We start from the raw sequence: 24,575 nt of genomic DNA, 5'->3' as shown, positions 1-24,575 counted from the left end.
CCCCCGGAACCGGCCGCCCTGCGGATCTTCAGGTCGCGTCCGCCGATCGGAGCAGGCGGACGCCCTCGGCCAGCTCGGCCGGGTTGGCCGCGGCCGCGAAGCTGAGCCGCAGGCAGGGGCCGGCCGGCTCCGCCGGGAAGAAGCGGTGTCCGGCGTTGACGGTGACGCCGCGGGCGCGGGCCGCCTCGGCGACCACGGCGTCGTCGGATCCCGGGGGCAGGCGGACCCACAGGTGCAGGCCGCCGGCCGGAAGCCGGGTGAGGTGCCATTCGGGCAGGTCCCGGGCGAGGCTGCCGGCCAGCACGGCGCATCGTTCGAACAGGGAGGCCGCGAGGGCCTGCAGGTGACGGTGCCACGCGGGGGCGCTGAGCAGTTCGACGGCGGCTTCCTGGAGGGGGCGGGCGATGAAGAAGTCGTCCACGTAGCGCATGCCCTGCAGCCTGCGCATCACCGGCCCGCGGGCGGCGACGGCCCCGATGCGCAGGCTCGGCGAGGCGGGTTTGGTGAGCGAGGTGAGGTGGATCACCGTGCCGTGGCGGTCGCCGGTGATCAGCGGTGGGGGCACGGGGCGGCCGTGACCGAGGTGGCGGGCGAAGTCGTCCTCGATGAGGAAGGCGCCCGCCGCGTGGGCGACGTCGCCGATCCGGGCGCGCCGTTCGGCCGCCAGCACCGTGCCGGTGGGGTTGTGGAAGGTGGGCTGGCAGTACAGCAGCCGGGCGCCGGTCATGGCGAAGGCGTCGGCGAGCAGGTCGAGGCGGATGCCTTCGTCGTCCATGGGCACCGGGACCGGCCGCAGCCCGGCGGCCCGGGCCGCGTTCAGTGCGCCCGGGTAGGTGGGCGACTCCATGAGGACCGGGCTGCCGGGCGCGACGATCGCCCGGAACAGCATGGACAGCGCGCTCTGGCCGCCACCGGTGATCAGCACGTCCTGCGGGGTGAGGCCGGCGCCGATCTGCCTCGCGAAGATCGTCCGCAGGGACTCCAGGCCGGCGCTCGGCGCGCGGTGCCAGGCGTCGGGCCGCCGGGCCGCGCGGGCCAGGGCGGCGCTCAGGGCCGGTACGGGCTGGAGGGATTCGTGCAGGTAGCCGCCCGACATGGCGATCCCTTGAGCGGGGAGGTACTGCGCGGCTTCGAGGGCGTTGGCCGTGTCGTAGTCACGTCCGGCCAGCGCGACCGCCTGCCAGGAGGTGTCGGCGGCCTCGTCGCCCGTCCCGCGGCGGCGCGGCGCGACGAACGTGCCGGAGCCGGGCCTGGTCACCACCAGCCCTTCGGCGGCCAGCGTCGCGATGGCGCGCGAGACCGTCCCGGGACCGACCCGGTGTTTCTCGGTCAGCTCGCGGCTGCTGGGCAGCCGATCGCCGGGAGCCAGGCCGGCCACCAGCGCGCGCAGGCTCGCCGCCAATTCGTCAGAAGTGCTACCCTCGTTCATGAGGAATGACGGTAGCACTTCTATCCTTAGCCCAGAATCACTACTGGCCCTGCGGGCCGACACGCCGGGCGTCGCGAACGTCGTGCACTTCAACAACGCCGGCTGCGGCCTCGCGCCGGCGTCCGTGCTGACCGCGATGCTCGACCACCTGCGGCTGGAAGCGCAGATCGGCGGTTACGAGGCGGCGGCCGCCCGGGCCGAACAGGTGCGGGGCTTCTACGACGAGCTGGCCGCCCTGATCAACTGCGGCCCCGGCAACATCGCCTTCGCCAGCAGCGCCACCCACGCCTACACCACCGCGCTGTCGGCGATCCCCTTCGAGCGCGACGACGTGATCCTGACCACCCGCAACGACTTCATCTCCAACCAGATCGCCTTCCTGTCACTGCGCAAGCGCCACGGCGTGCGCGTGATCCACGCGCCCGACGTGCCGGAGGGCGGGGTGGACGTGGACGCCATGGCCGCGCTCATGCGCGAGCACCGGCCCCGGCTGGTCGCCGCCACGCACATTCCCACCAACTCCGGTCTCGTCCAGCCGGTCGCCGAGATCGGCCGGCACTGCCGCGAGCTGGACCTGCTCTACCTCGTCGACGCCTGCCAGTCGCTCGGCCAGTACCCGATCGACGTCGAGGAGATCGGCTGCGACCTGCTCACCTCCACCTGCCGCAAGTTCCTGCGCGGACCACGGGGCACGGGCTTCCTCTACGTCGGCGACCGCGTCCTGCGCGCCGGATACGAGCCGCTGTTCATCGACATGTACGGCGCGCGCTGGGTGGCGGAGGACCGCTACCAGCCGGTGGAGACGGCCGCCCGCTTCGAGGACTGGGAGTTCCCCTACGCCGCCGTGCTGGGATGCGCCGAGGCCGCGCGCTACGCCCGGCAGGTCGGCCTGGACGTCATCGCCGACCGCACCCCCGCGCTGGCCGCCCGGCTGCGCCGGTCGCTGGCCGAGGTGCCCGGGGTGCGCGTGCTCGACCGGGGCGCCCGGCTGGGCGCGCTGGTCACCTTCGCCATCGAGGGCCGGCAGCCCCAGCCGTTCAAGGCCGCCCTGGACGCCCGGAAGATCAACTCGGCGCTCAGCTTCCGCGAGTTCGCCCAGTACGACTTCGGCGACAAGGACGTGGACTGGTGCGTGCGCCTGTCGCCGCACTACTACAACACCGAGGACGAGGTCGACGAGGTCGCCGCGACCGTGGCGGAGCTCGCGGGGGCGCGGTGACCACCGGCCGAGGTGCGCCCTGCGCGTCATGGCGCGGGCGCGCAGGCCCGTACCGACCGGCCTACTTGCCGTGCGGGTCGGCGGCGTTGAGCGTCTCGACCACCTGGTCGTAGTCGCCGCGGGCCTCGCCGTAGCGCAGGAACTTCACCCGTTCGACCTGGATCTCCTTCGCGTCGGGCTGAGCCTCGATCAGCCCGACCACCTCCGCCACGAACGCGTCGAGCGGCATGGCGTGCTCGTTGTCCTCCTGCCCCGGCAGCAGCGCGGTGCGGACGGACGGCGGCACGAGCTCCACGACCTTCACCGACGTGCCGGCCAGCTGCAGCCGGATCGACTCGCTGAGCATGTGGATGGCCGCCTTCGAGGCGTTGTAGCTCGGCGTGGCCTTGAGCGGCGCGAACGCCAGGCCCGAGGAGACCGTCATGATCGTGGCGTCCGGCCGCTCGCGCAGGTGCTCGACGAACGCGGCGATGAGCCTGATCGGGCCGAGCACGTTCGTGATCACGGTCTCCTCGGCGGTGGCGAGGAACGACGCGGGGTCGCGCCAGTCCTCGACGCGCATCACGCCGGCCATCGTCACCAGGACGTTGAGGTCAGGATGCGCGGCGAGCACCCGCTTGGCGGCGTCCGCGATGCTCGCCGGGTCGGTGGTGTCGATCTGGACGGTGTGGATGCCGGGGTGCTCGGCCGCGATCCGTTCGAGCAGTTCGGCGCGCCGGCCGCCGACGATGACGGTGTTCCCCCTGGCCTGCAGCTCAAGGGCGAGCGCGAGGCCGATGCCGCTGGTGGAGCCGGGGATGAAAATGGTGTTTCCGGAAATGTGCATGTACCGATCGTTCCCGAACCGTCGAGGCGCAGGCAGAGATGGGTCATCGGGGGATCGGCGATCCCTGCCTCGCCCGGCGGCCGCACCCCATAATCGGTCATATGGACCGTGCAGCACTGGCCGACTTCCTGCGCCGCCGCCGCGAGGCGCTCCAGCCCGGGGACGTCGGCCTGCCCGAGGGCGCCCGCCGCCGGGCCCCCGGGCTGCGGCGCGAGGAGGTCGCCTCCCTCGCCGTCATGTCGACCGACTACTACACGCGGCTTGAGCAGCGGCGCGGCCCCCAGCCCAGCGAGCAGATGCTGGCCTCCCTCGCCCGCGCGCTGCGGCTGACCGGCGACGAGCGCGACTACCTGTACCGAATCGCCGGGCACAACGCGCCCGCGACGCTGTCCGCCTCGACGCACGTCGCGCCCGCGCTGCTGCGGGTGCTCGACCGGCTCGACGACACCCCGGCGCTCATCCTGTCCGACCTGGCCGAGACGCTGGTGCAGAACAGACCGGCCGCCGCCCTGTTCGGGGACGCCGCCAAGCACACCGGCCTGGCGCGCAGCGCGATCTACCGCTGGTTCACCGACCCCTCGGAGCGCACGCTCTACCCCGAGGCCGACCGCGACCGGCAGAGCCGGGCCCAGGTCGCGAACCTGCGCGTCGCGTACGGCCTGCGCGGGCCCCGGTCGCGGGCCGGCGAGCTCGTCCGCGTCCTGCGGAAGACGAGCGAGGAGTTCGCCGAGCTCTGGGCACGGCACGAGGTCGTCCGGCGGTTCGAGGACCACAAGACGCTGGTCCATCCCGAGATCGGGCCGATCGAGCTGGACTGCCAGGCGCTGTTCACCGAGGACCAGTCCCAGACGCTGCTCGTGCTCACCGCCGCGCCGCGCACCGAGGACTTCGAGAAACTGCGGCTGCTCGCCGTCCTCGGCCACGGCCCCTTCGCGGAAGCGGAGCGCTGAGCCTCCTCAGCTTCAGCGCGGGGCTCGCCGCGCCGGCGCTTGAGAACTCAGTTGCCAGGTGAAGGCCCCGGCAGAGACGCTGTCCGGCAAGGAGGTGCTGTCGATGCCGGCTGTCGTCGTCAATTTGTCAGTGCGTGATCTGACCCAGGAGGATCTGCAGTGGTGTTCGTGGTCCGGTTCGGCTCTGCACCTGACTTACGTCGCGCGGGAGCTCGAGCGCGCGCGGAGCGGCGTCGTGGACTACCTGGCCGTCTGTCCCCCGTCCGGCCGGCCGGTGGGGATCGGCGGCGTGGACTATGAGGTGAGCCCAGGAGCGGGAACTCTCTGGCAACTGGCCGTGCTCCCCGCTCTGCAGTCCTGCGGCATCGGGACCGTTCTGGTTCACGCGGCCGAGCAGCGCATCATCGCCAGGGGACTGCACCGCGCGGAGCTGAGCGTCGAGGAGAGCAATCCTCGTGCGAGAGCGCTGTACGAACGACTCGGCTACGTCGCCCATGGCAGCGAGCCTGACGCATGGGATGCCGAAGGCCCAGACGGCGTGATCCGGCGCTATGAGACAGTCTGCACGCTGATGGGCAAAACGTTGACGTGAGATGTGGTCAATCACGGACCTGGTGTTCCACGCGATGGCGGATGTACTCGTCCGGGTGCGAGCGGGCGATCGACACCGCCGCGTCCACGAGGTCATGCAGCTCCGGCGGGTACGCGGATCGCCAGAGCGGCAGCACGGGGAGAACGCATCGCCGGACGTCCAGGTGCTCGTTGCTCACGAACTCCCGGAGTGCGGCCTGGCGCCACTCCCGCATCAGGGCCGACGGGTCGTCTGGCTCTGCCGGGCTCTCGGTGCTCGAAGTCTCCGCTCACACATGGCTGAGCCGAAGCGGCAGAGCCGACCAGTACCACGCTCGCGCAGCGCCAGCCCGCTCCCCGTCGGTGCCCGTTCGCAGATATTCGAGCAGCGCCGATCGGACGCGACGGCGTCCGAACGCGTTCAGAGCTGGTTCGACGAAGTGACGGTTGAAGCTCGGGTCCGGGTCGTGGACGGCCGCTTTGACGAGTACGTCGAAGGACGCGTCAGACAGCGTCAGGCCCTTGCCGCATGCCTTTCGGAGCGCCACCCGTGCCAGCTGGTTCCAGCGCCGCTGATCGCCGGGAGCCGGCTCAGGCCCGACCTCGATCCCCAGCACGTCGATCACGGCCGCCAGACGCTGCTGAAACGACGTCCTGTCGTCATCCGTTCGGGTCGGCAGCGCCATGAACACCTGTCTCGCGTCCGTTCCGTCCTCATTTGTCGTCAACGAGCCCTCCAACGTCGTGGTCTTCGCGCCTGCTGCTCAGTGCACCGTGTCGAGGACCGCCACGGCAACCACGCCGGCGCCCTCTGAAGACTCATCACGCAACTACCTCTGGGAGTCACCTGGGGACCAGCGGCGTCGGAGCCAGCCGATCGTCGCTCGCCGTGAGTGCTCCCGTCGGTCCCGCAGATGCGGGGCATGGGCGGGACCTGGGAGCGATGCCGTGTGGGTCCAGTAGCCGGCCAACGCGACGAGGAAGGCGTCGACCTGCGTGGGCTCAGCGGCTCGGCCGACCAGGTGACCCGAGAAGATGTCGTCGGGGCGAAGGTTGCCCAGATCGGGCTGCAACAGCAGGCAGACCAGATCGCCCCAGGCCGGGCCGATGCAGGCCCGCCCCCAGTCGACCACCTGCGCGGTCCCGCGCGGGCTGACGATGATGTTGTCGAAGCGCAGGTCAAAGTGCAGGAGCGTATCGCCGACTGCCAGCTCGGCCCACGTCGCTTCGACGGAGGCGAGGCGGGACAGGTGCTTGCGTTCCCATGCGCCGATGCTGTCAACGGTGACCGTGCCAAGGACGCCGTTTCCCCTCAGTTCCCGCCAGATCTCACACCGCCCCGCCATCTGCTGGCCCAGTGTCGGCAGGCCGCCGATCGGCGAGGGCGTCAACCGCAGAGCGCACTCAGCCACCGCCTCCAAGGCGGCCGACAACTCCTCGGGCCGCCACGGTTCGTGCGGCAGCGCGCCCGGCGCGACATCGAAGCACAGCAGTAGCCACCCGGCCAGCTCACACGAGAATCGCAACCTTGGCGTGGGCACCGCCGGGGGCAACGCGGCCGCGACAGCAGCCTCGGTCCGGTAGTCCTGCACGTTGACCGCGTCGTCGCGTACGGCCTTGATGAACACCCGCTCCCCGGTGGACAGCGTCGCGACGCCGAGCACGCCGAAGGAGAAGCCGCCTTGACGCTCCTCGAAGCCCTGGACGCCGGCACCCAACCGATGTTCGACTTCGCGCCTCACGATGACCGGGAGCTCTGCCCAATCACGCCGCCGGGTTCTCACGCGCCCAGCCAATCAGGACCTCCGGGGCGATCGCGAACCATATCGCTGGAGTGCTGCGCTCACTCGTGGTTGTGTGCGGATGGGAAGTGTGTGCGGATGGGAAGATCGCCGGGATGCAGGCCGCGCCATCGAGCGCTCCTGGGTTCGAGTTCAGGACCAGAACACCAGGCTGAATCCCCGTCGAGCTCCAAGCGAGCTCCGAATCACCCCGGGTTCGGTGGAGACTGTCCTCTGCCTTCTGTCGCTGCTTTCGGCGTTCTCGGTGTCGACGGCAGTCAAGGAGATCGACAGCCCTTCCACACTCCGCCACAATGGGCGGCGATCTTGGCTCCCCTCCCTGGACAGGACATGAAAGCCCTCATAGCGACTCTGGCACTCGCCACCGCGGTCCCCGCGACCGCCCATGCCGCCGCCGCTCCCGACCCGGTGGCCGCCGTACGGGCCCTTCTGGCCCGCAATGCCGGAGTCACGCTGGAGTTTCTTGGCAGCACCGGCACCGATCTGTTCTGGCAGAACGACGCCACTCGCGAGCAGATATCCGGCGGTGTCGGCCTGAAGGGCACCGGCAAGCTCCAACTGGGCGCCACCGGCGTGACGGCCTCCGAAATCACCCGCGTCGTGCAGTTGAGCGGACAGGTCTTGATGAAGCAGGAGGCGGCCAAGGGAGACGCCTATTTCGCCGGCCTGCTCAAATCCGCTGGAACGACGCGCATGATCAGCACGAAGGGCTGGCTCTACCACCTGCTGCCGAAATCCCGCACGTGGCTCCGCACCGGCCGCGCCGGCGGGGGCGCCGCAGCGTACGGTGACCAGATCATCAACGTGCTGGAGCCGGCCACCCTGGCCAAGCTGCTGTCCACCGCGGACCGCTCATCGGTCACGCCATGGCACAAGAACCGCACCACCGGCCGCAACCAGCGCATCTACACCCGTAGCGGCACGATCACCCTCAAGGAGCTCTACCGGGTCTCCCCCACCTTCCGCGAGGCGGCGGGCACTTCGGCCGTTGGCACGGATGAGATCTGGTGGCAGTACCTGTACGACGACCGTGGCCTGCCGGACCGGCTCGGCTGGCACTTCCAGACGACCACGAAGGCCGACTCCATCGGGCTGGGGGACAACCGGATCCGCTCGGTGCGCCTGGTCACGCGATTCTGGAACTGGCAGGCCAAGGTCTCCATCACCGCGCCCAAGGCGACACCGGGGCGAGGTCCTGCGGTGGACGAGATCACCGACATCCTGCGGGCGGGCGATCGCCCGCGCTGACAAAGCCCATGAGGTCGCCGTGGCCGGCCACGTAGTCCACCCACCAGCTTCGCCACAGCGCGCTTCAGCAGCTCCGCCCAGCCGAGGTGACACCCGGCACGGCGCCTGGAGCCAGGCCGAGGCCGAGCACTTCACCGGCGGGCGGTGTCCCCTGCCGTCCGCGCGTCTCGGGTCCGGCCGGCCAGCACGCTCCGTCGGGCATGGCCAGCAGATTGACCGGCGGGTTGCGGCAGCCCTCTCGGCGCCGCGTCGCCGTCCAGCACCCGGGTCCCGGACACCAGGTGGGCCAGGTCGGCGGGCACGGGCATCGCGGTCACCCGTGCAGTCAACCCGGCCACTGGCGCGTACGCCGGCGAATATGTCGCCTGATCAGGCAAGCTTCGGCAGGCCACCGCGGATCACGAGGGCGTCGTGATCGGTGTACGTGGTCCGCTCGATCTCCAGCCGCACCCCCGTCAGGTTGCCGTAGGCGTGCTGGATGCCGGGAGCCTGGCTCGCGGCCGCGTCGGTCAGCGTCCACAGGCCCTCGGGGGCGCACGACGCCCGGCGGTTGACGTCCCCGGCGAAGACGACCGGGCGGCCCGCGCGGGAGGCGAGCACCTGGGCGAGTTCGCCGCACTGGGTGGAGTTGGCCGAGCCGGCGGCCTCGCCGTCGGTGGACAGGTGGCTGGTGCACACGTCCACGCGGCGGGCGGTCGTCACGCAGAGCCAGCGCCGCTGCTCGACGCCGCTGAAGACGGAGTACGGCGCGTCCTCGGCGGCGTGGATCGCCTCCTTGGTGAGCACGGCGTTGCCGAACTCGCCGCGCCCGGCCGGGGTCTTGCAGGCCAGCGGCGCGCCGTTGTAAATGATCGTGGCGAAGCGGTAGTGGTAGCCGGTGCGCTCGGCGATCTGGGCCACGTCGCCGCTGCACGCCTCGTTGAGGGTGACGGCGTTGACGTCGTTGGCCTGGATGCGCTCCACCGTCTCGTCGAGGATCTTCGGGTACTGCGTCTTAGCGTAGCAACCGGCGTAGCCGCTGAGGCAGAGGTTCATCTGGAGCAGCGAGTACGGCGGCTGCCCCGCCGGGGGCTGCGTGGCCGCCGTGGCGGCGCCGGAGAACGACAGCAGCCCGGCCGTCGCCAGGCAGCCGATCAGCAAGGCACGCAGGTGCATCAGGAGAAATCGGATCACGGCGACATTGTGTCGGCGTGATCGTCAAACAGGACAGAGCGGGCGGGAAGTGTTCAACACTCCCTCATGTGGCCGTCACCGGCTGGACGGGCCGTCAGCACGGTTGAGCCGCCAGGCCCTCGAGGAGGGCCGTTCACGAGACAGCCGGACGGAAGTTGACGGGATCCCGTCTGATCATCGCGACCAGGCGGGATCTTGTCGTTTCATGTTCCGCCGCAGCGAAGGTTGAGTCATTCTCATCGACGTTTGAGTGATCGAAGCTCGGCTGCCGCGCTCTCAGCCGCCTCCTGGTCCTTCTGGTGATCTTCAGAGGGTGAAGGCTCGCTCGACGGTGCCCGCGCCCAGGTCGACCAGATGCGCGTCAGGAAAGCGAAGGTCCGCCCAGAAGTCGCCGGCGCTCTCCAGGCCCAGCCGAGTCTTCACCCAAACAGTCATCGCCATGCCGTGCGTCGCCACCACGAACGGGCGCCCGCCGGCAAGTGCGAGATGCTCGGTGATCCCTGCGTCGAAGCGCTTGGCGACCTCGGCTCGCGGCTCCCAGTCCGCGTGATCCGCGCCTTCCACGTAGGCGCGCCGCAACTCGCGATAGTCGCCTTCCCATGGCTCTACGCGGGTGACCTCGTCGAACCGTCGATCACGTACGACCGCGTCGTCGCCCCCCACGGTCTGCCAGGCCTTCGGCTCGTTGCTGGAGACAAGGCGGGCGTCTTTGGGCAGTCGGGCGATCAGCCGGTGGGCTGCCTGCCATCCCTCAGTGCTGAGTGTCCATTCGTGCGGTGGGACGGTCGCAACATCCGAGGAACGTCGCCGCCGCCGGCCTGCGAGCCGGCGCGGCGCCGATCCTGCTGGCCAGCCACTGGTACGCGGGAACCGTCGTCCTCGCCACGCTCGCCCTCGCCAGGCGGTTCGACCGGCTCGACACCATCGAGGTCACCGGCGTGCTGGACGAACAGGACGGCGGCGGGCCCGCGGCCGTGGCTGACGTGGCCCGCCTGCTGGCCGCCGCTTCGGCGGCACCCGTCCGCCGCGACGGCGTCTTCGACTGGCTCAGCGGCCCCGACACGCAGGTGGAGGTCACCAGCATCGACGGCACCGTGCTGCCCGGCCAGCTCGTCCCCATCCTCGACGTACCGAGCCTGGCCGTCGCGACAGGCGCGGCCAACGTCCGCGTCGCCTTCGCGATCGGCGAATCGGCGGGCAGACGGCACGGCGGACCCGCCTCCGCGGAGGTCAGAATCGACCTCGAAGGCGTGGATCGCACCGGCGCCCCCCTCAGGACGAGCCACTACCTCCTCCACCCCGAGGGACAGCGCCCCCTGACGGCGCTCGGCGTCGCCCTCGGCGTCGAGCGGCTGCTCGGCCTGCGCGGCGCCCCCGTGCAGCCCGGTCTCCACACCCCCGAGGCGTTGATCGACCCCGGCTACGCGGCCGAACGGCTGGCGGAGATCGGCGCCACCTTCACCGACGCGCACGGCGGACCCCACCCGGAGGCCGACGGTGGTCAGCGGCCGGCCGCGTAGCCCTGGGCGCCGCGGGGGTTGGCCGCCGCGCGAAGGAATTCGCCGTCGCGGGACACGGCGCTGAGCCTGCCGAGGGACCACGGGTCGCGGAGTTCCACCTCGTGGCCGCGGCGGCGGAGCTCCGCCACCACGTCGGGGGCGATCCTGTTCTCGACGCACACGACGCCGGGGCGGGACCGGCGCGGGTAGAAGGAGCCGGGGAAGTGCTCCGAGTGGAACATCGGGGCGTCGATGGCCTCCTGCAGGTTCAGGCCGCCGCCGTGGACGAGGGCGAGGAAGAAGTTCAAGCTCCACTGGTCCTGCTGGTCGCCGCCCGGGGTGCCGAAGGCCATCCAGGGCTTGCCGTCGCGCAGGGCGAACGACGGGGACAGGGTGGTGCGGGGGCGGATCCCGGGACGCAGGGAGTTCGGCAGGCCGTCCTGGAGCCAGAACATCTGGGCGCGTGTGCCGAGACCGAAGCCCAGGGACGGGATCGTCGGGGAGCTCTGCAGCCAGCCGCCGCTCGGGGTGGCGGAGACCATGTTGCCGTGCCGGTCGACGACGTCGATGTGGCAGGTGTCCCCACGCACCCTTCCGTCGGCGGCGACCACCGGCTCGGACGCGACGGGGCCGACCGTCGGTTCGCCCAGCCCGCGGGCTCCCGGCAGGCCGGGGGCGAGGGTCGCGGAATCCGGGTAGTCGGGGAGCCGCGGTGCGCGGCCGCCCGGTGAGCCCGGACGCAGGTCGAAGGAGGCTCGCGCGCCCACGAGGCCGCGGCGCTCGGCGTTGTAGGCGTCGCTGAGCAGGTCGCTCATGGGGACGTCGGCGGCGTCTCCGTACCAGGCCTCGCGGTCGGCGAAGGCGAGCTTGGCGCACTCGATCACGGTGTGGATGTAGTCGGCGCTCAGGTGGCCCATCGCCGCCAGGTCGTAGCCGGCCAGCAACGCCAGTTGTTGCAGGAACGCCGGCCCCTGACCCCACGGCCCGGTCTTGCACACGGTGTGGCCGTGATAGTCGAACGTGAGCGGCTCCTCCACGCTCGCCGACCACGAGGCGAGGTCGTCGGCGGTGAGCAACCCGCCGTGCGCCTCGCCCGAGCTGTCGCGCCACGCGGTTGTGGCGCTGAACTCGGCGATCGCCTCGGCGACGAAGCCGCGGTACCAGGCGTCGCGGGCGGCGGCGATCTGCGCCTCCCTGGTGCTGCCGACCGCCTCGGCGACGATGCGGCGATAGGTGTCGGCGAGCACGGGGTTCGTCAGCCGCGACCCGGGGGCGGGCACCTTCCCGCCGGGCAGCCAGGTCGCCGCGGAGGTCGGCCAGTCGTCGGCGAACAACCGCTCGACCGTCTCGATGGTGGCGGAGATGCGGCCCAGGACGGGCACGCCGTGCTCGGCGTAGTAGATCGCGGGTTCGAGCACCGCGGCGACCGGCCAGGTGCCCCAGCGCTCCAGCATGAGCATCCAGCCGTCGAACGCCCCGGGCACGACGGCGGCGAGCAGACCGGTGCCCGGCATGACCTTGACGCCGAGACCGGTGACGTGGTCGATGGTCGCCGCGGCGGGGGCTACGCCCTGGCCGCAGACGACGGACACCTTCTGCGCGTATTCGTCCCAGAGCAGGATCGGCACCTCTCCGGCCGGTCCGTTCAGGTGGGGTTCGGCCACCTGAAGGACGAATCCGGCCGCGACCGCCGCGTCGAACGCGTTGCCGCCGCCTTCGAGCACGCTCATGCCCGTCGCGGAGGCGAGCCAGTGGGTGCTGGCGACCATTCCGAAACTTCCCGCAAGTTCGGGCCGGGTGGTTGACACACTGGATCCTTTCGGCTGCGGCGTCAGGGACGCGTTCCGGGGTGAGCAGGCGACCGGCCGTACGTGGGTCGGTGGACTCGCGGTTCCGCCGCACGGCGGTCTTCGGATGACAGCGGACGGGTGGGGATGGCGGATCGGTGATGCCAGGTGCGTCGCCCCCGAGCCAGGTGCGTCGCCCCCGAGCACCATTCGGTGACCACGACCGGGCCGCCCTCTGGATCTGCCTGCTCCAGGCCTGTGGAGCAGTCCGGCGACTCGAGTCATTGTAGGTCGACACCTTAAGGGTTACGATCGTTCCACTTGAGAAAGATATCTCATTTAAGATTGGGGCATCATCGTGTTCATTGCTGCGGCGACGGACAGCGTGTCCATCGCTCCGAGCTGGGATCGCGTGCCAGAGGAGGAGGTTCGTCGCCTGGGGAAGGTGCCGGCCGCCATCATCGGCGACGCCCTGCGGCGGATGACCGTCATGGACGGCGGCGTCCGGCTGGTCACCGAGCGCGCCACGCTGCTCGGGAACGCCCTGACCGTGGACGTGCGGTCCGGTGACAACCTCGCCATCCACCGGGCGCTCGACGAAGCCCTGCCGGGTGACGTCCTGGTCGTCAACGGACACGGAGACATGACCCGTGCGCTGATCGGCGACCTCATCGGCGAGATCATGGTGAATGCCGGGGTGACCGGCGCGGTGGTCGACGGCGCGGTCCGCGACGTCCGGGCGCTGTCGGAGATGGGGGTGACCGTCTACGCGCGGGCGGTCACCCCGGCGGGACCCTTCAAGGACGGACCCGGCGCCGTCGGCGCGCCGGTGGCGGTCGGCGGCGTGGTGGTGGCGGCCGGTGACGTGCTCGCCGGTGACGCCGACGGCGTCGTCGTCATCCCCCGCCACCGTGTGAAGGAGGTCGTGGACGCGGTCGACGGGATCGTCGAGAAGGAGGAGGCGCTGCGGCAACGCATCCTCGCCGCGCGCGGCACGGCGGTGGCCCGATGACCGGCCCGATGACCGGCCCGATGACCGTCACGCCGCCCGCCTCCCGGATCGAGGACCTGCGCCGCCGATCGCGCCGCCCCGCCCTGGCCCCGGCCCCGCCGGGAGCCGTCTCCCTCGCCATGGGCGAGCCGGACTTCCCGACGCCGGCGCCGGTGATCGAGGCCGCTGCGGCCGCCCTGCGTGCGGGACACACCCACTACGCCGATCAGAAGGGCCTGCCGGAGTTGCGCGCCGCGCTCGCCTCGAGGTTGCCGGGGCGCCCCGGCCGGGCCTGGACCGCGGACGACATCGTGGTCACCCACGGCGCCACGGCCGCGCTGGCGGCCGTCGTGCTCGCGATGATCGGGCCCGGCGACCGCGTGGTCGTCCCGGAGCCCGCCTACTCGCTCTACGCCGACCTGGTCGTCCTCGCGGGGGGCACCGTGGACTTCGTCCCGCTCGCCCCGGACCTGCACTGGGACCTCGACGCCTTGGCCGCGGCGCTGCCCGGGGCCGCGATGATGATCTTCTCGAATCCGTCGAACCCGACCGGGATCGTGCACCGCGAGCAGGAGCTCAAGGCCCTCGGGGATCTCCTGGACGGCTCGGACACCCTGGTCGTCAGCGATGAGGCGTACCACCGGCTGGTCTATCCGGGGCATGTGATGACCTCGGCGCTGGAGGTCGACTCGCTGCGCGGCCGGACGGTGTACGTACAGACGTTCTCCAAGACGTACGCGATGACCGGCTGGCGGGTGGGGTACCTGACCGGGCCGCGCGAGGTGGTGGACGCGGCCGCCCACGTGCACCGGACTCACAACGGCTCGTTGAACACGGCGGTCCAGCACGCGGCCCTCGCCGCCCTTGACCTGCCGGACGGCGTGGTCGGCGCCATGGTCGAAAGGTACCGGCGGCGTCGCGAGCTCGTGGTCGGGCGGCTGTCCGGCGTTCCCGGCCTGCACCTGATCCCGCCGGAGGGGGCGTTCTACGGGTTCCTCCGCTACGACGCCGGCCCGCCCTCCGAGGCGGTCGCCCGCGAGCTCGCCGAGCGCAAGGTGCTGGTCCGGGCCGGCGCCGAGTACGGGCCCTCGGGCGAGGGGCACGTGCGGATCTCGTTCGCGGCCTCCGAGGACGACCTGCGGACCGGGCTGGCCCGCATCGTCCGCCACCTCGGCGGCGGGAGATGCTGACGAGGCCGGACGAGCGACGCCTCATCCCGCACACGTCCGAGCGGCCGAGCGCGTGCCGGCCACAAGGGGTATCCTTCGCCTGCGCTTCAACGGGGGCGCGGGACGCCCGTGCCCGGTCAGCGGGACGCCCGACGGGAGGAGGACAAGCTGCGCAGTGACACCCGCCGCAACCGCCGGCGCCTCCTCGAGGCCGTCGGCGAGCTCGCCCGGGAGGCGCCCGACCAGCTCACCATGCAGGCCGTCGCGTCCCGTGCGGAGATCGGACCGGCCACCGCCTACCGCTACTACTCCACGGTGGACGACGTGCTCGCGGCCTACGTGCTCAGCGTCGTCGAAGAGCTCCGCGACTACAGCGCGGCGTCGGCCGCGGAAGGGCAACCGCTGTTCGACTCCGTCGTGGACAAGTGGGTGGACCTGCTCGCCGAGCACGGCCCGGCGCTGGTGCAGCTCCGATCCCGGCAGGGATACCTGAAGCGGCTCCACGACGGGAACGAGATCATCGTCGCGATGCGGGACGCCTGGGCCAGGCCGGTGCGGGAGCTGCTCGACGACCTGGGCCTGCCGGGCGAGATGCTCGAGTACGCCCTGTTCCTCAACAACATCATGTACGACCCGCGGGAGATCCAGGACCTGCTGGAGGAGACGGACCTGTCCCACCGGGAGGTCATCATCCGGCTGACCGAGGCCTACCGCGGCGCCTTGCGCGGGTGGGCGCGGGCCGGCTGACCATCCCTGTACGCCGGCGGTTCCGGCCCGGCGCCGACGAGCTCGGCGTCCGGCTCCCGCCCGCTTCCCGCGTTCCGCGTAATCCGCCTCCAGCTCGGCGAGGAGTTACGCGGAACGCGGTTTCCCGGCTCTGCCACCGTCGAAGGCGCCGGCGTGCGCCCGCCGTGGCGAGGAGCGGCGGATCGCACGGACGGCGCGGACGCCCTGAGGTGGTGGTCGGCCCTGCGATGTCCGGGCGCTTCGGGGCTCAACGGCGACGAGCGGCGGGATGTACCGTTCCACGCAGGCGCGGTGGACCCCAGGCAGCTCGGCGGGGACGTACCCCGCCCTTCGATCTTGTGACATGCCTCCCCAATCACCCCGTGAACTGATACAGTCTTCTCAATTCGTAACCATGTCTACGTACTGTTCGACCAAGGGGGCCAGCAGTGGCTATGCGTCAGGTGGAGCACGAACCGGCCGGATCGGCCGACACCATCCGGGCGGGTGAGCTCGAAGTCGGAATCATCGACGACGGTGGCAGTGGCGTGCCGCTCGTGCTCGTTCATGGCGGCGAGAGCGACCGCACCCAGTACGCCACACTCCGCTCGTACCTCGGCCCTGAAATCCGGGCGATCTCCTACGATCAACGCGATTCGGGGATCACCGTGAACCCGCCGATTCCGTACACGATGGGCGACCTCGCCGACGACCTCGCCGACTTGCTGGATGCGCTGGGGCTTCAGCGTGCGCACCTGCTGGGCACCTCCTTCGGCGGTGCCGTCGTGCAGCACACCGCGATCCGGCATCCCGAGCGGGTCGCGTCCCTCGTCCTGATCGCCACCACGCCGAGCTTCGCGCTGTGTCCTCAGAAGGTCGGGGAACTGTTCGACATGGCCCACGACGACCGGCAGAAGGCGGTCAAGGACTACTTCGTCACACCCGAGGGCCGGGCCGACCTGCACAACCGGGCCGCCCAGACGCTGGCTTACCGTGATCCCGACAAGGCCGACCGCCGCCACGCTGCCGCCCGGCAGCACGAGGTCCGGGACCGGCTGGAGGAGATCACCGCACCCACCCTGATCGTGCACGGCACGCAGGACCTGCTGGCGCCCTACTCGGGAGCCCTCCTGATGAAGGAGCGGATCCCGAACGCCCGGCTGCGCTCGATCGAGGATGGGCGCCACGCGATCGCGATGGAGTTCGCGCAGCCGATCGCCGGCTACATCCGCGAGTTCCTCGGAGTGTCAGCAGCGTGAGCGACGCCGGGCGTGAAGTCGCCGACCGGATGGCCGAGGCGGCCCTGGCGTGGCTGGACTCCCTGGACGCCGAGCAGCGCAAGGCGGGGGTCGGAGCGCCACCGGGCACCGGCGGCGGTGCCGGGGACGAACGCACCCGCTGGTTCTACACGCCCACCGATCACGGCGGCCTCACCTTCCACCAGCAGCGCCCCGCCCAGCACCGGCTGGTGATGCGGCTGGTCGCGAGCGGACTGTCCGAAGCCGGGTACAACACCGTCGCCACCGTGCTCGGCCTGGAGAACGTGCTCGATCGGGTCGAGGGCTTCTCTGTGAACTGGGGGCGGGAACGCACCCGCGACCCCGGCATGTACTACCTGCGGGTCTTCGGCGAGCCGGGCGGGCCGCGGCCGTGGGGATGGCGGTTCGGCGGCCACCACGTCTCGCTCAACCACCTCGTGGTGGACGGGCGCGTCGCCGCCACCACGCCGTGTTTCCTGGGCGCCGACCCTGCCGCGTCGCCGCTGCTGGGCCCGGCGAAGCTGCGCCCGCTGGGGGCGGCCGAGGACCTGGCCCGCGAACTGGTCCGCTCCCTGAACCCCGAGCTCGCCGCCCGCGCGGTGCTGCTGACCCGTCCTCCGGACGACGTCGTGGCGGGCAACAGCAGCCGGATCGACGACCGCGTGCTGACGCGCGTGGAACTCTGGCGCCCCGGACAGCACACCCCGGACCGTGCCGATCATCCGGTCACCGGCCTGCACGGTGCGGACCGTCAGGCGCTCGCCCTCACCCCGGCGCCCAAGGGCGTGCCGGGCGCGGAGCTCGACGCCGCGCAGCGGGAGCTGCTGCGCGCCCTGCTCGGCACCTACCTCGACCGCGTCCCGGACGGGGTGTCGCCGCTGCCCCGCTACGAGGACCCGGCCGCGCTGGACGCCGTCCACCTGGCCTGGGCCGGCTCCACCACCCCGGGCGAGCCGCACTACTACCGCCTGCAGGGGCCGCGGCTGCTCGTCGAGTGGACCAACGTCCACCGCGGCGCCAACCACGCCCACGCCGTGTGGCGGGACCCGGAGGCCGACTTCGGCGGCGACGTCCTCGCCGCCCATCACGCCGCTCACCATCGCCATGAGAACGGGATGTGACGACATGGACAGTCAACAACCTCCACCGACCGACGTTCCCCTCCACCAGCCGTGCCCCGGACCGCGGGAATCCTTCGTGGTGCCGGCGCACCGGCCGGCCTCCGCGACCACCCCGCCCGGACGGGAGCAGGGTGGCGACGCATCGGACGCATTCGATCTGGTCGACGGCTTGGACGCGTTGGACGCCTTGGACGCCTTGGACGCCTTGGACGCGTTCGGCGCGGTGACCGCCGGAGCCTCGGTGCCGCACGCGACCGCTCCGGCACCCGTATAAGCGACCGGCTCGTGCGAAGGCATGTGACCCCGCTGGCTCTGATGCTCGCCCTCACCTTCGCGACGGGCGTCGTCGACGCCGTCGGCTACCTGCGCCTGGACCAGGTGTTCGCGGGCAACATGACCGGCAACGTGGTCATCCTCGGCATGGCCGCCACCGGCGGGACGGGGCTGCCCGTGCTCGGTCCGGTCATGGCGCTGGTCTTCTTCCTCGTCGGCGCGGCGGCGGCCGGGCGGGTGCTGCGCACCGCCGCACCGGGCTGGGGCCACCGCTGCACGGGTCTGCTGGGCGGCGTCGGACTGGTCCTGACGGCCACGGCGCTCGGCCTGGCCGCGACCGGGCCGGGCGCCCCCGCCGCCCGCGCGTCGATGGCGTCGGCCCTCGCCCTGGCCATGGGAGCGCAGGCGGCGACGGCCCGCCACCTGGCCGTGAAGGACGTCACCACCGTGGTCGTCACCTCCACGCTGACCGGCCTCGCGGCGGACTCCCGGCTGGGAGCGGCCCGCGGTCAAGGGGCACGGCGCCGAGTCGCGGTCGTCACCCTCATCACCGTCGGAGCGGCCACCGGCGCCGCGCTGTGCCAGGTGCACGCGGGTCTCGCGGTGGCGGCGGCAGCGCTCGTCGTGCTGGCCGTGACCGGCCTCGGTCACGCGTCCGCACGCTCCCCCCACCACATGGCGGCCACGGCCGCACCGATCACCTCGCCGACGAGCAGTTCCTAGGCTGTCGGCCCCGGCCCCACCCTCCCCGGCTTCGGCCCCGGCTTCGGCCCCGGCTTCGGCGCGACGATGCAGCCCGCCGACGACGAGTACTTCACACCGACACCTCCACCCCTGACCGCGTTCGCGGCGATCGCCGACGGAGACCCGTGATGAAGACCCCTACGAAGTCCATCCCCACAATCGACGACCGGACCACCACCCACCGCGACCGCGCCGACGGAGGACGTCCATGAGCACAGTCCAAGTTCCCCCGGTCCGCGTCGGCAAGGCCGCCGTCGCGGCTCTCGGCATGCTGGCCGCCGCCGCCGGCGCCCTGGAGTCGGCGGTGTCACCGACGCTGCCGCTGTTGCAGCGCCAACTGTCACTGACCCCTGCCCAGGGGGCACTGCTCAGCATCGCGATGCTCATCACCGGCGCCCTCCTCCTGCCCGTCGCGGGCAACCTCGGTGACCGCTTCGGCGGGAAACGAGTCATGATCCGGCTGATGACGGTGGTGGTGACCGGCGGCCTGGTGTCCTCGCTGGCGCCGAACCTGCCGCTGCTGCTGCTCGGTCAGGTACTGCAGGGCGCGATGCTGGGCGCGATGCCGCTCTCGTTCATCCTGGTACGCAAGTACCTCTCCGCGGGACAGTCCTCGGTGGCCATCGGAGTGGTCAGCGGGTTGTTCCTCGCCGGCGGCATGCTGGGCACGCTGATCTCCGGGCCCATCGCGGAGGGGCTGTCCCGGCACTGGATGTTCGCGATCCCGACGATCGGGATCGTCGTGGCGACCCTGCTCGTCCACAGGCTGATGCCGGACGACCCGCCGGGCCGGCCGGACTCCCGGATCGACTGGCCCGGCCTGCTTCTCATGAGCGGCATCCTGCTGACGCTCATGCTGGTGCTCGCGATCGTGCCCAAGGCCGGCAGCCAGCCGATCGCGTTCGGCGCCCTCGTGGTGCTCCTGGGCGTCCTCGTGACTGGATGGATCGTCGTCGAGCGCCGGTCCCGGGCGCCGATGTTCGATCTGCGCCTGCTCAGACAGCAGGCGATCTGGAGCTCCTACGGGATCACGTTCGCCGTCTGCCTGGGCACCTCGCTGTCGATGTATCTCGTTCCGCAACTGTTCGCGGTGACCGGCGACGGATACGGCTTCGGAGCCAGCGCCACCGACATCGGGTTCTACATGCTGCCCGGCGCCGTCGCGGCGGCGGTCGCCGGGCCCGTCGCCGGGGTGACGGTGCGGCGTTTCGGCTCGCGTGCCGCGGTCGTCGCCGGAGTCCTCTTCATGATGGCCGCGTTGATCTCCATGACGTTCCTGCACGGCGAGATCTGGCACCTCGTCGCAGGAAAGGTGCTGGTCGCCCTGGCCAGCGGCGTCTGCGTCACGGCGGTGGTCGTCAAGACCGCCACCGCCGTCGATCACAGCGACACCGGCACCGCCACCAGCCTGGTCCTGGTGATTCGCGTGGTCGCCTTCGCCGCGGGCCAGCAGATCGGCAGTGCCTTCCTCACCGCCGGGATCCCTTCCGGGTCGAGCATCCCCACCGAATCGGCCTTCGTCACCGGCTTCGTCATCGGCGGCGCCATCGCGGCCCTGTCCCTGCTGGCCGTGCGGAAGCTGGACAAAGGAGTCAAGGAATGACGGATATCCGTACCACGCCGAGGCGCAAGGTCCTGGTGTCGGGCGCCAGCATCGCGGGGCCCACCCTCGCGTTCTGGCTGAACCGCTATGGATACGACGTCACGGTGGTGGAGAAGGCGGGCACGATTCGTGCCGGTGGCTACCCCATCGACGTGCGCGGCACCGCCCTGGAGGTCGTCCGGAGGATGGGAATCCTGCCGCGGCTGCGGGACGCGCACATCGACCTGCGGCGGCTGACCTTCCTGAACGAGGACGGCAGCGAGGTGGCCTCGGTCCACCCGCACAACGTCACCGGCGGTGTCGCGGGGCACGACCTGGAGGTGCGGCGCGGGGACCTGACCGAGGCCCTCTACGCCGCGGTCCGTGACGACGTGGAGTTCGTGTTCAACGACTGCATCGAGACTCTCGACCAGTCCGGCGACGGGGTCGACGTCACCTTTCGCGGGGGCGGCAGTCGCAGGTTCGACATGGTGCTCGGCGCGGAGGGCATGCACTCACGCACGCGGGAGATGGTGTTCGGCCCCGAGGAGCCGTTCCACCGGTACCTCGGCTACTGCTTCGCCGTGTTCACCATGCGCAACACGTTCGGGCTCTCCCACGAGACCGTGATGTGGAACACCCCGGGCCGGGCCGCGGCCCTCTACGCCACGGCGGACGACGACGTGCACGCCTTCCTGACCTTCGCCCGGCCGGAACCGCCGTTCGACGCGTTCCCGAACCCGGAAGCCCAGCGGAAGCTGGTCGCCTCGGTCTTCGCCGACGCGGGATGGGAGGTCCCGGGCATGCTGGCCGCGATGCGCGACGCGGACGACGTGTTCTTCGACGCCGTCGCCCAGATCCGCATGCCCCGCTGGTCCAGCGGCAGGGTCGCCGTGGTGGGCGACGCCGCGTACGCGCCCTCCTTCCTCACCGGGCAGGGCACCAGCCTCGCGCTCGTCGGCGCGTACATGCTCGCCCACTCCCTGGCCGATCGGGACCATGCCGCAGGCTTCGCCGCCTACGAACAGGACACCCGCGAGTTCGTGACCCTGAACCAGGGTCTGGTCGGCGAGGGCGGCGCCACCCTTTTCCCGGCCACCGCCGAGGCCCTGCGGCAGCGCAACGACAGGTTGCGCAAACTCACCGCCATGCCCTCCTCGGCGGGACGACCGGCCCACTCGGCCCTCACCCTGCCCGAACTCACGCCTGTGACGCCCGGGTAAGCCCCCTGACGACGGACGCCCGTGGTTGCCGGAGACCGGCGTTTCGCGTTGCGTGGTAAGCGAACTCGGTGCGGCCGCACGCGCATCGGCCCCGCACGACCGTCTACGCGGTCGTGCGGCCAGCCGCGCGTGCGGCTTCGCCGTCTCCCCACCCCCACCGCCGCAGGCGAGGTTTCCGCTCACTCTGGCCGCTCCACCGACCGACACGCTGGCCTGCGTCGCGCTGCTCTGCATCACGCACAAACTGCTCGGCAAACCGTCCCCGACAGCGCCCCAGACACCTTCCAAGAACTGATCGGCCGCGCCAAGCACGACCCGCGGACGGCCAACGCCATCCGCACCAGCTCGCGGCGTTCCAGCACCCCGAGCCCCACGCTGGATGTCGCGTACGAGGTGTTCACCATCGCTCGAAACCTGCCCAAGCCGGTGAGCTGGGCCGACCTCGGCGCAGTGGTCGACATGTCCAACCAGGGCATCCTTCAGCAATACGCCCGCCAGCAGATCTTCGTCACCCGCAGTTACCGGCGGACGCCATGACCACTTCAGGGATTGAATGAACCGGGTGCTCGCCGTGGTCCCGGGCGGGCGAGCCGTGAGCCTCGACGTCGCCGCCAGGACATCCCGCCCGGCGACCCGTGGCGGGTCGCCCTGCTGTAACTGATGGTCAGCCCGGGATTGCGCTGCCGTCGCAACCTTTGCCGATCTGGCCCGTCTCGAAGTACCGCACCACGTCGGCAGCGCACTTGGGCACCCGGGTGGTCGACACGTGCACGTCGTCGGCGACCGTGTAGATGGTGCCGCCGATGGCGCGCCGCGTCTGCAGCGTCCAGTCGTAGACGGACATGAACTCGTGCAGGTGCCCCGCCAGCACCAGTGACCCGCTGCCCCGCTTCAACGTGGCTTGCTGCACCGGCAGCGGCCAGCCGGGACACATGACAGGCAGTCCCCAGGACCGGCCGGTCGCCGGATGGCGCTTCACGAGCTGCTGGTGGTCACGCCAGGCGGTGTCGAAACCGGCCCGGCTGCCATCCTCGTTGCACGCGACGGCCAAGTTCATGGTCATGTTCAGTGTTTCGGGCGCGCCGGGCACGGGCGTCCCCATCATCGGTGCGCCGAGCAGCTCCTTGACGCTGGGCGGGGCGGTGGTGCCCGTCACCGTCCGCAGTTCGGCCAGCGCCTTGCCCGCGCGCACCCACTCGGTCGAGTTGCGCCTGGCCAGGTCGGCGATGGCCGAGCCGTCGATGGGCCGCTGCAGGTCGGTGTAGATCTTGGGGCTCTTGTCGTACGTGCGGACCAGCTTCGCCACCTCCTCGCGCACCTTCCGTGCGGTGGGCCCGAGACCGTAAGTGGCGTCGCGGCGGGCCAGCCAGGCGGCCATGCGCCCGAAGTTACGCTCGGCCGCCTCCGCGCTGTCCTTGGCGTGCTCGTCGATACGGGTCCACGGCGGCGCCACGCTGTCCAGGAAGGCCCGTCCGGTGTGCCCGGGAAACAGGCTGCGGAACACCATGCCCAGATAGGTGCCCCAGGAGAAGCCGAGCAGGTTGAGCTCGCTCTCCCCCAGCGCGGTCCGTACCAGATCCAGGTCCTTGGCCACGTTCTCGGTGGTGAGCTGTCCGAGGAAGGCGGGGTCAGAGCGTCCGCACTTCTGGTTGGCGGCGACCTGGGCGTCGTATATCTTCCTGGCCGCCTCCCTGGTCAGCGGGCCGGGCTCCTGCGGGCCGTTCGGCGAGAAGGTGCAGGCGACCTTGGTGCTGTACCCGACCCCGCGCGGGTCGAAGCCGATGATGTCGTATCGCTTGTTGAGCCCCGCCATCTCCTCGTTCCTGAGCGCGGCCCGCAGGACCGGGTCCAGGTATCCGCTGTTGCCCGGCCCGCCCGGGAGGACGGCGATGGCGCCGAGCCGGTGGGCCTCGTCCGTGGCGGCCAGCCGGGTCACCGCGATGTCGATCTTCCGCCCGCTGGGGTCACGATGGTTCAGCGGGACGCCGACCGTGCCGCACTCCAGGCGCGTCATCAAGGAGCGGAACGCCGCAACCTTGTCCTCCGCCACGCCCAGGCCGCGGATCACCTCATCGGAGTAGGCCGGGCAGGATTTCCACTGCACGGAAGACATGCCGGAGCTGGAGCTGGGGTTCGCGGTGGCGCTCGCGCTCACGGCGACGGTAGCGGTGGCACCCGCCGCGGAAGGATACGCCGCCAACCCCGCCAGCGCCACGGCCAGTGCCGTCAGTGAAGTTCGGTACGTCATGCGGATCAGTAGTAGAGCAGCGGTTGTTTCCTTGCCGTTTCCATGAGGATGGTCGCCCGCCCTACGCGCTCGTCCTGATCTGCGGGATCGGCTGATCGCATACAGCCCCACCGGAGAAGCGCGCCGCACCGCAACGGAGCCGGTATCCGAGAGCGAGACGGACGCGCAGGCCGCCCGGCCGGACCTCGTCGCACGAAATGCACGTCACCGCGCTGCTTGGCCAGGATGGTGAGCGCTGCGGTCATGTTGCCTCCGACCGAGTCGCCCGCGACGGCCAGCCGGGAGGGGTCCAGCTCCTCTTCGGCGCCGAACTTCACGATCCACTGGGCGGTGGCGTAAGGCTGCTCGATGGCCACCGGGTGGCGGGCCTCGGGCGAGCGGTCGTACTCGACGAAGACGACGGCCGCGCCCGCTTCGGCGGCGAGCTCGCGCACGAGCCGGTCGTGGGTGCCTGCGTTGCCGATGACCCAGCCGCCGCCGTGCACGTACAGGACGACGGGAAGCGTACCCGTCGAGTCGACCGGCTTGACGATCCGCACCCGCACGTTGCCGACCCCGGCTGGGACGACTATCCACTTTTCGTCCACATCCGGCTTGGCGATCGGGGCGGTCTGCAGGTCGTCGAGCACCTTGCGGGCGCCCTCGGGGCCGAGCTCGTACAGGAACGGCGGCTTCGAGGTGGCCTGCGCCAGCTCCCAGGCGGCGGGCTCGAGGATGTGCTTGTTCATGATGTGCC

At 71.2% G+C, this 24,575-nt stretch carries 24 protein-coding genes and 1 pseudogene; 14 read left to right on the top strand and 11 right to left on the bottom strand.

Annotated elements, in window-relative coordinates; translation table 11 throughout:
* Positions 1-28: 28 nt before the first annotated feature.
* Positions 29-1,429 carry an aminotransferase-like domain-containing protein gene (locus AC27IY_RS35870; protein WP_487180728.1) on the bottom strand — a complete coding sequence of 467 codons (1,401 nt, stop codon included), beginning with the start codon at positions 1,427-1,429 and terminating at the stop codon, positions 29-31.
* Here AC27IY_RS35870 and AC27IY_RS35865 point away from each other — a divergent pair.
* Positions 1,428-2,648, top strand: coding sequence for an aminotransferase class V-fold PLP-dependent enzyme (locus AC27IY_RS35865; RefSeq protein WP_487180727.1), 1,221 nt, complete (start codon positions 1,428-1,430; stop codon positions 2,646-2,648). The two genes, AC27IY_RS35870 and AC27IY_RS35865, sit on opposite strands and share 2 nt — an antisense overlap.
* Positions 2,649-2,709: 61 nt before the next feature.
* Here AC27IY_RS35865 and AC27IY_RS35860 read toward each other — a convergent pair whose 3' ends face one another.
* A complete protein-coding gene (locus tag AC27IY_RS35860) occupies positions 2,710-3,474 on the bottom strand; it encodes an SDR family oxidoreductase (protein ID WP_487180726.1) in 765 nt (254 codons plus the stop codon).
* Between the two features lie 101 nt (positions 3,475-3,575).
* Between AC27IY_RS35860 and AC27IY_RS35855 the strand changes: the two genes are divergently transcribed.
* Positions 3,576-4,424, top strand: a complete 849-nt coding sequence (locus AC27IY_RS35855) for a helix-turn-helix transcriptional regulator (protein WP_487180725.1) — start codon at positions 3,576-3,578, stop codon at positions 4,422-4,424.
* 58 nt (positions 4,425-4,482) lie between these two features.
* Positions 4,483-5,016 (top strand): GNAT family N-acetyltransferase, encoded by a 534-nt coding sequence (locus tag AC27IY_RS35850; RefSeq protein WP_487180724.1) that lies wholly within the window; start codon positions 4,483-4,485, stop codon positions 5,014-5,016.
* A gap of 7 nt (positions 5,017-5,023) precedes the next feature.
* On the opposite strand, the gene AC27IY_RS35845 is transcribed toward AC27IY_RS35850, so the two are convergent.
* From AC27IY_RS35845 to AC27IY_RS35835, 3 genes are all read right to left on the bottom strand, one after another.
* Positions 5,024-5,194, bottom strand: coding sequence for a hypothetical protein (locus AC27IY_RS35845; RefSeq protein ID WP_487180723.1), 171 nt, complete (start codon positions 5,192-5,194; stop codon positions 5,024-5,026).
* 90 nt (positions 5,195-5,284) lie between these two features.
* Positions 5,285-5,722: a hypothetical protein gene (locus AC27IY_RS35840; RefSeq protein ID WP_487180722.1), complete on the bottom strand. Its 438-nt coding sequence runs from the start codon at positions 5,720-5,722 to the stop codon at positions 5,285-5,287.
* 102 nt (positions 5,723-5,824) lie between these two features.
* The gene (locus tag AC27IY_RS35835) at positions 5,825-6,736 is read right to left on the bottom strand and encodes a phosphotransferase (RefSeq protein ID WP_487180721.1); all 912 of its coding nucleotides are present in this window, start codon (positions 6,734-6,736) and stop codon (positions 5,825-5,827) included.
* 390 nt (positions 6,737-7,126) lie between these two features.
* Here AC27IY_RS35835 and AC27IY_RS35830 point away from each other — a divergent pair, with 390 nt between their 5' ends.
* Positions 7,127-8,044 (top strand): hypothetical protein, encoded by a 918-nt coding sequence (locus AC27IY_RS35830; RefSeq protein ID WP_487180720.1) that lies wholly within the window; start codon positions 7,127-7,129, stop codon positions 8,042-8,044.
* A gap of 131 nt (positions 8,045-8,175) precedes the next feature.
* Here AC27IY_RS35830 and AC27IY_RS35825 read toward each other — a convergent pair whose 3' ends face one another.
* The 3 genes and pseudogenes from AC27IY_RS35825 to AC27IY_RS35815 all read right to left on the bottom strand — a co-directional run.
* Positions 8,176-8,361 carry a hypothetical protein gene (locus tag AC27IY_RS35825; RefSeq protein ID WP_487180719.1) on the bottom strand — a complete coding sequence of 62 codons (186 nt, stop codon included), beginning with the start codon at positions 8,359-8,361 and terminating at the stop codon, positions 8,176-8,178.
* A 52-nt stretch (positions 8,362-8,413) separates the two neighbouring features.
* Positions 8,414-9,217, bottom strand: a complete 804-nt coding sequence (locus tag AC27IY_RS35820) for an endonuclease/exonuclease/phosphatase family protein (protein ID WP_487180718.1) — start codon at positions 9,215-9,217, stop codon at positions 8,414-8,416.
* Positions 9,218-9,523: 306 nt separating this feature from the next.
* Positions 9,524-9,973: pseudogene (locus AC27IY_RS35815) on the bottom strand (histidine phosphatase family protein); the annotation flags it as partial.
* A 20-nt stretch (positions 9,974-9,993) separates the two neighbouring features.
* On the opposite strand from AC27IY_RS35815, the gene AC27IY_RS35810 reads away from it, so the two are divergent.
* Positions 9,994-10,737, top strand: a complete 744-nt coding sequence (locus tag AC27IY_RS35810) for a hypothetical protein (RefSeq protein ID WP_487180717.1) — start codon at positions 9,994-9,996, stop codon at positions 10,735-10,737.
* On the opposite strand, the gene AC27IY_RS35805 is transcribed toward AC27IY_RS35810, so the two are convergent.
* Positions 10,719-12,485 (bottom strand): gamma-glutamyltransferase family protein, encoded by a 1,767-nt coding sequence (locus tag AC27IY_RS35805; protein ID WP_487180716.1) that lies wholly within the window; start codon positions 12,483-12,485, stop codon positions 10,719-10,721. The genes AC27IY_RS35810 and AC27IY_RS35805 overlap by 19 nt on opposite strands.
* 376 nt (positions 12,486-12,861) lie before the next feature.
* On the opposite strand from AC27IY_RS35805, the gene AC27IY_RS35800 reads away from it, so the two are divergent.
* The 9 genes from AC27IY_RS35800 (at position 12,862) to AC27IY_RS35760 (ending at position 22,128) form a co-directional block, all read left to right on the top strand.
* The gene (locus AC27IY_RS35800) at positions 12,862-13,515 is read left to right on the top strand and encodes an RraA family protein (protein WP_487180715.1); all 654 of its coding nucleotides are present in this window, start codon (positions 12,862-12,864) and stop codon (positions 13,513-13,515) included.
* On the top strand, positions 13,512-14,684 hold the full coding sequence (locus AC27IY_RS35795; protein ID WP_487180714.1) for a pyridoxal phosphate-dependent aminotransferase: 1,173 nt from the start codon (positions 13,512-13,514) through the stop codon (positions 14,682-14,684). Before AC27IY_RS35800 ends, AC27IY_RS35795 begins: the two co-directional genes overlap by 4 nt.
* 108 nt (positions 14,685-14,792) lie before the next feature.
* On the top strand, positions 14,793-15,410 hold the full coding sequence (locus AC27IY_RS35790) for a TetR/AcrR family transcriptional regulator (protein ID WP_487180713.1): 618 nt from the start codon (positions 14,793-14,795) through the stop codon (positions 15,408-15,410).
* Positions 15,411-15,844: 434 nt separating this feature from the next.
* Positions 15,845-16,648: an alpha/beta fold hydrolase gene (locus tag AC27IY_RS35785; protein WP_487180712.1), complete on the top strand. Its 804-nt coding sequence runs from the start codon at positions 15,845-15,847 to the stop codon at positions 16,646-16,648.
* Positions 16,645-17,769, top strand: a complete 1,125-nt coding sequence (locus tag AC27IY_RS35780) for a DUF3500 domain-containing protein (RefSeq protein WP_487180711.1) — start codon at positions 16,645-16,647, stop codon at positions 17,767-17,769. Before AC27IY_RS35785 ends, AC27IY_RS35780 begins: the two co-directional genes overlap by 4 nt.
* Before the next feature lie 285 nt (positions 17,770-18,054).
* Positions 18,055-18,765, top strand: coding sequence for a YoaK family protein (locus tag AC27IY_RS35775; protein WP_487180710.1), 711 nt, complete (start codon positions 18,055-18,057; stop codon positions 18,763-18,765).
* A 229-nt stretch (positions 18,766-18,994) separates the two neighbouring features.
* Positions 18,995-20,389, top strand: coding sequence for an MFS transporter (locus AC27IY_RS35770; RefSeq protein WP_487180709.1), 1,395 nt, complete (start codon positions 18,995-18,997; stop codon positions 20,387-20,389).
* The gene (locus tag AC27IY_RS35765) at positions 20,386-21,591 is read left to right on the top strand and encodes an FAD-dependent monooxygenase (protein WP_487180708.1); all 1,206 of its coding nucleotides are present in this window, start codon (positions 20,386-20,388) and stop codon (positions 21,589-21,591) included. The genes AC27IY_RS35770 and AC27IY_RS35765 overlap by 4 nt, the downstream gene beginning before the upstream one ends.
* A gap of 129 nt (positions 21,592-21,720) precedes the next feature.
* Complete coding sequence (locus tag AC27IY_RS35760; RefSeq protein WP_487180707.1) at positions 21,721-22,128, top strand: hypothetical protein; 408 nt, start codon at positions 21,721-21,723, stop codon at positions 22,126-22,128.
* Between the two features lie 127 nt (positions 22,129-22,255).
* On the opposite strand, the gene AC27IY_RS35755 is transcribed toward AC27IY_RS35760, so the two are convergent.
* Positions 22,256-23,746 (bottom strand): alpha/beta fold hydrolase, encoded by a 1,491-nt coding sequence (locus tag AC27IY_RS35755; RefSeq protein WP_487180706.1) that lies wholly within the window; start codon positions 23,744-23,746, stop codon positions 22,256-22,258.
* Positions 23,747-23,844: 98 nt separating this feature from the next.
* Positions 23,845-24,567: an alpha/beta hydrolase fold domain-containing protein gene (locus AC27IY_RS35750; protein ID WP_487180705.1), complete on the bottom strand. Its 723-nt coding sequence runs from the start codon at positions 24,565-24,567 to the stop codon at positions 23,845-23,847.
* Between the last annotated feature and the right edge of the window lie 8 nt (positions 24,568-24,575).

This window comes from Nonomuraea sp. B208 (assembly GCF_057536035.1).
The sequence above is the reverse complement of the archived record's forward strand: the minus strand, read 5'-3'. Positions and strand labels throughout refer to the sequence as shown.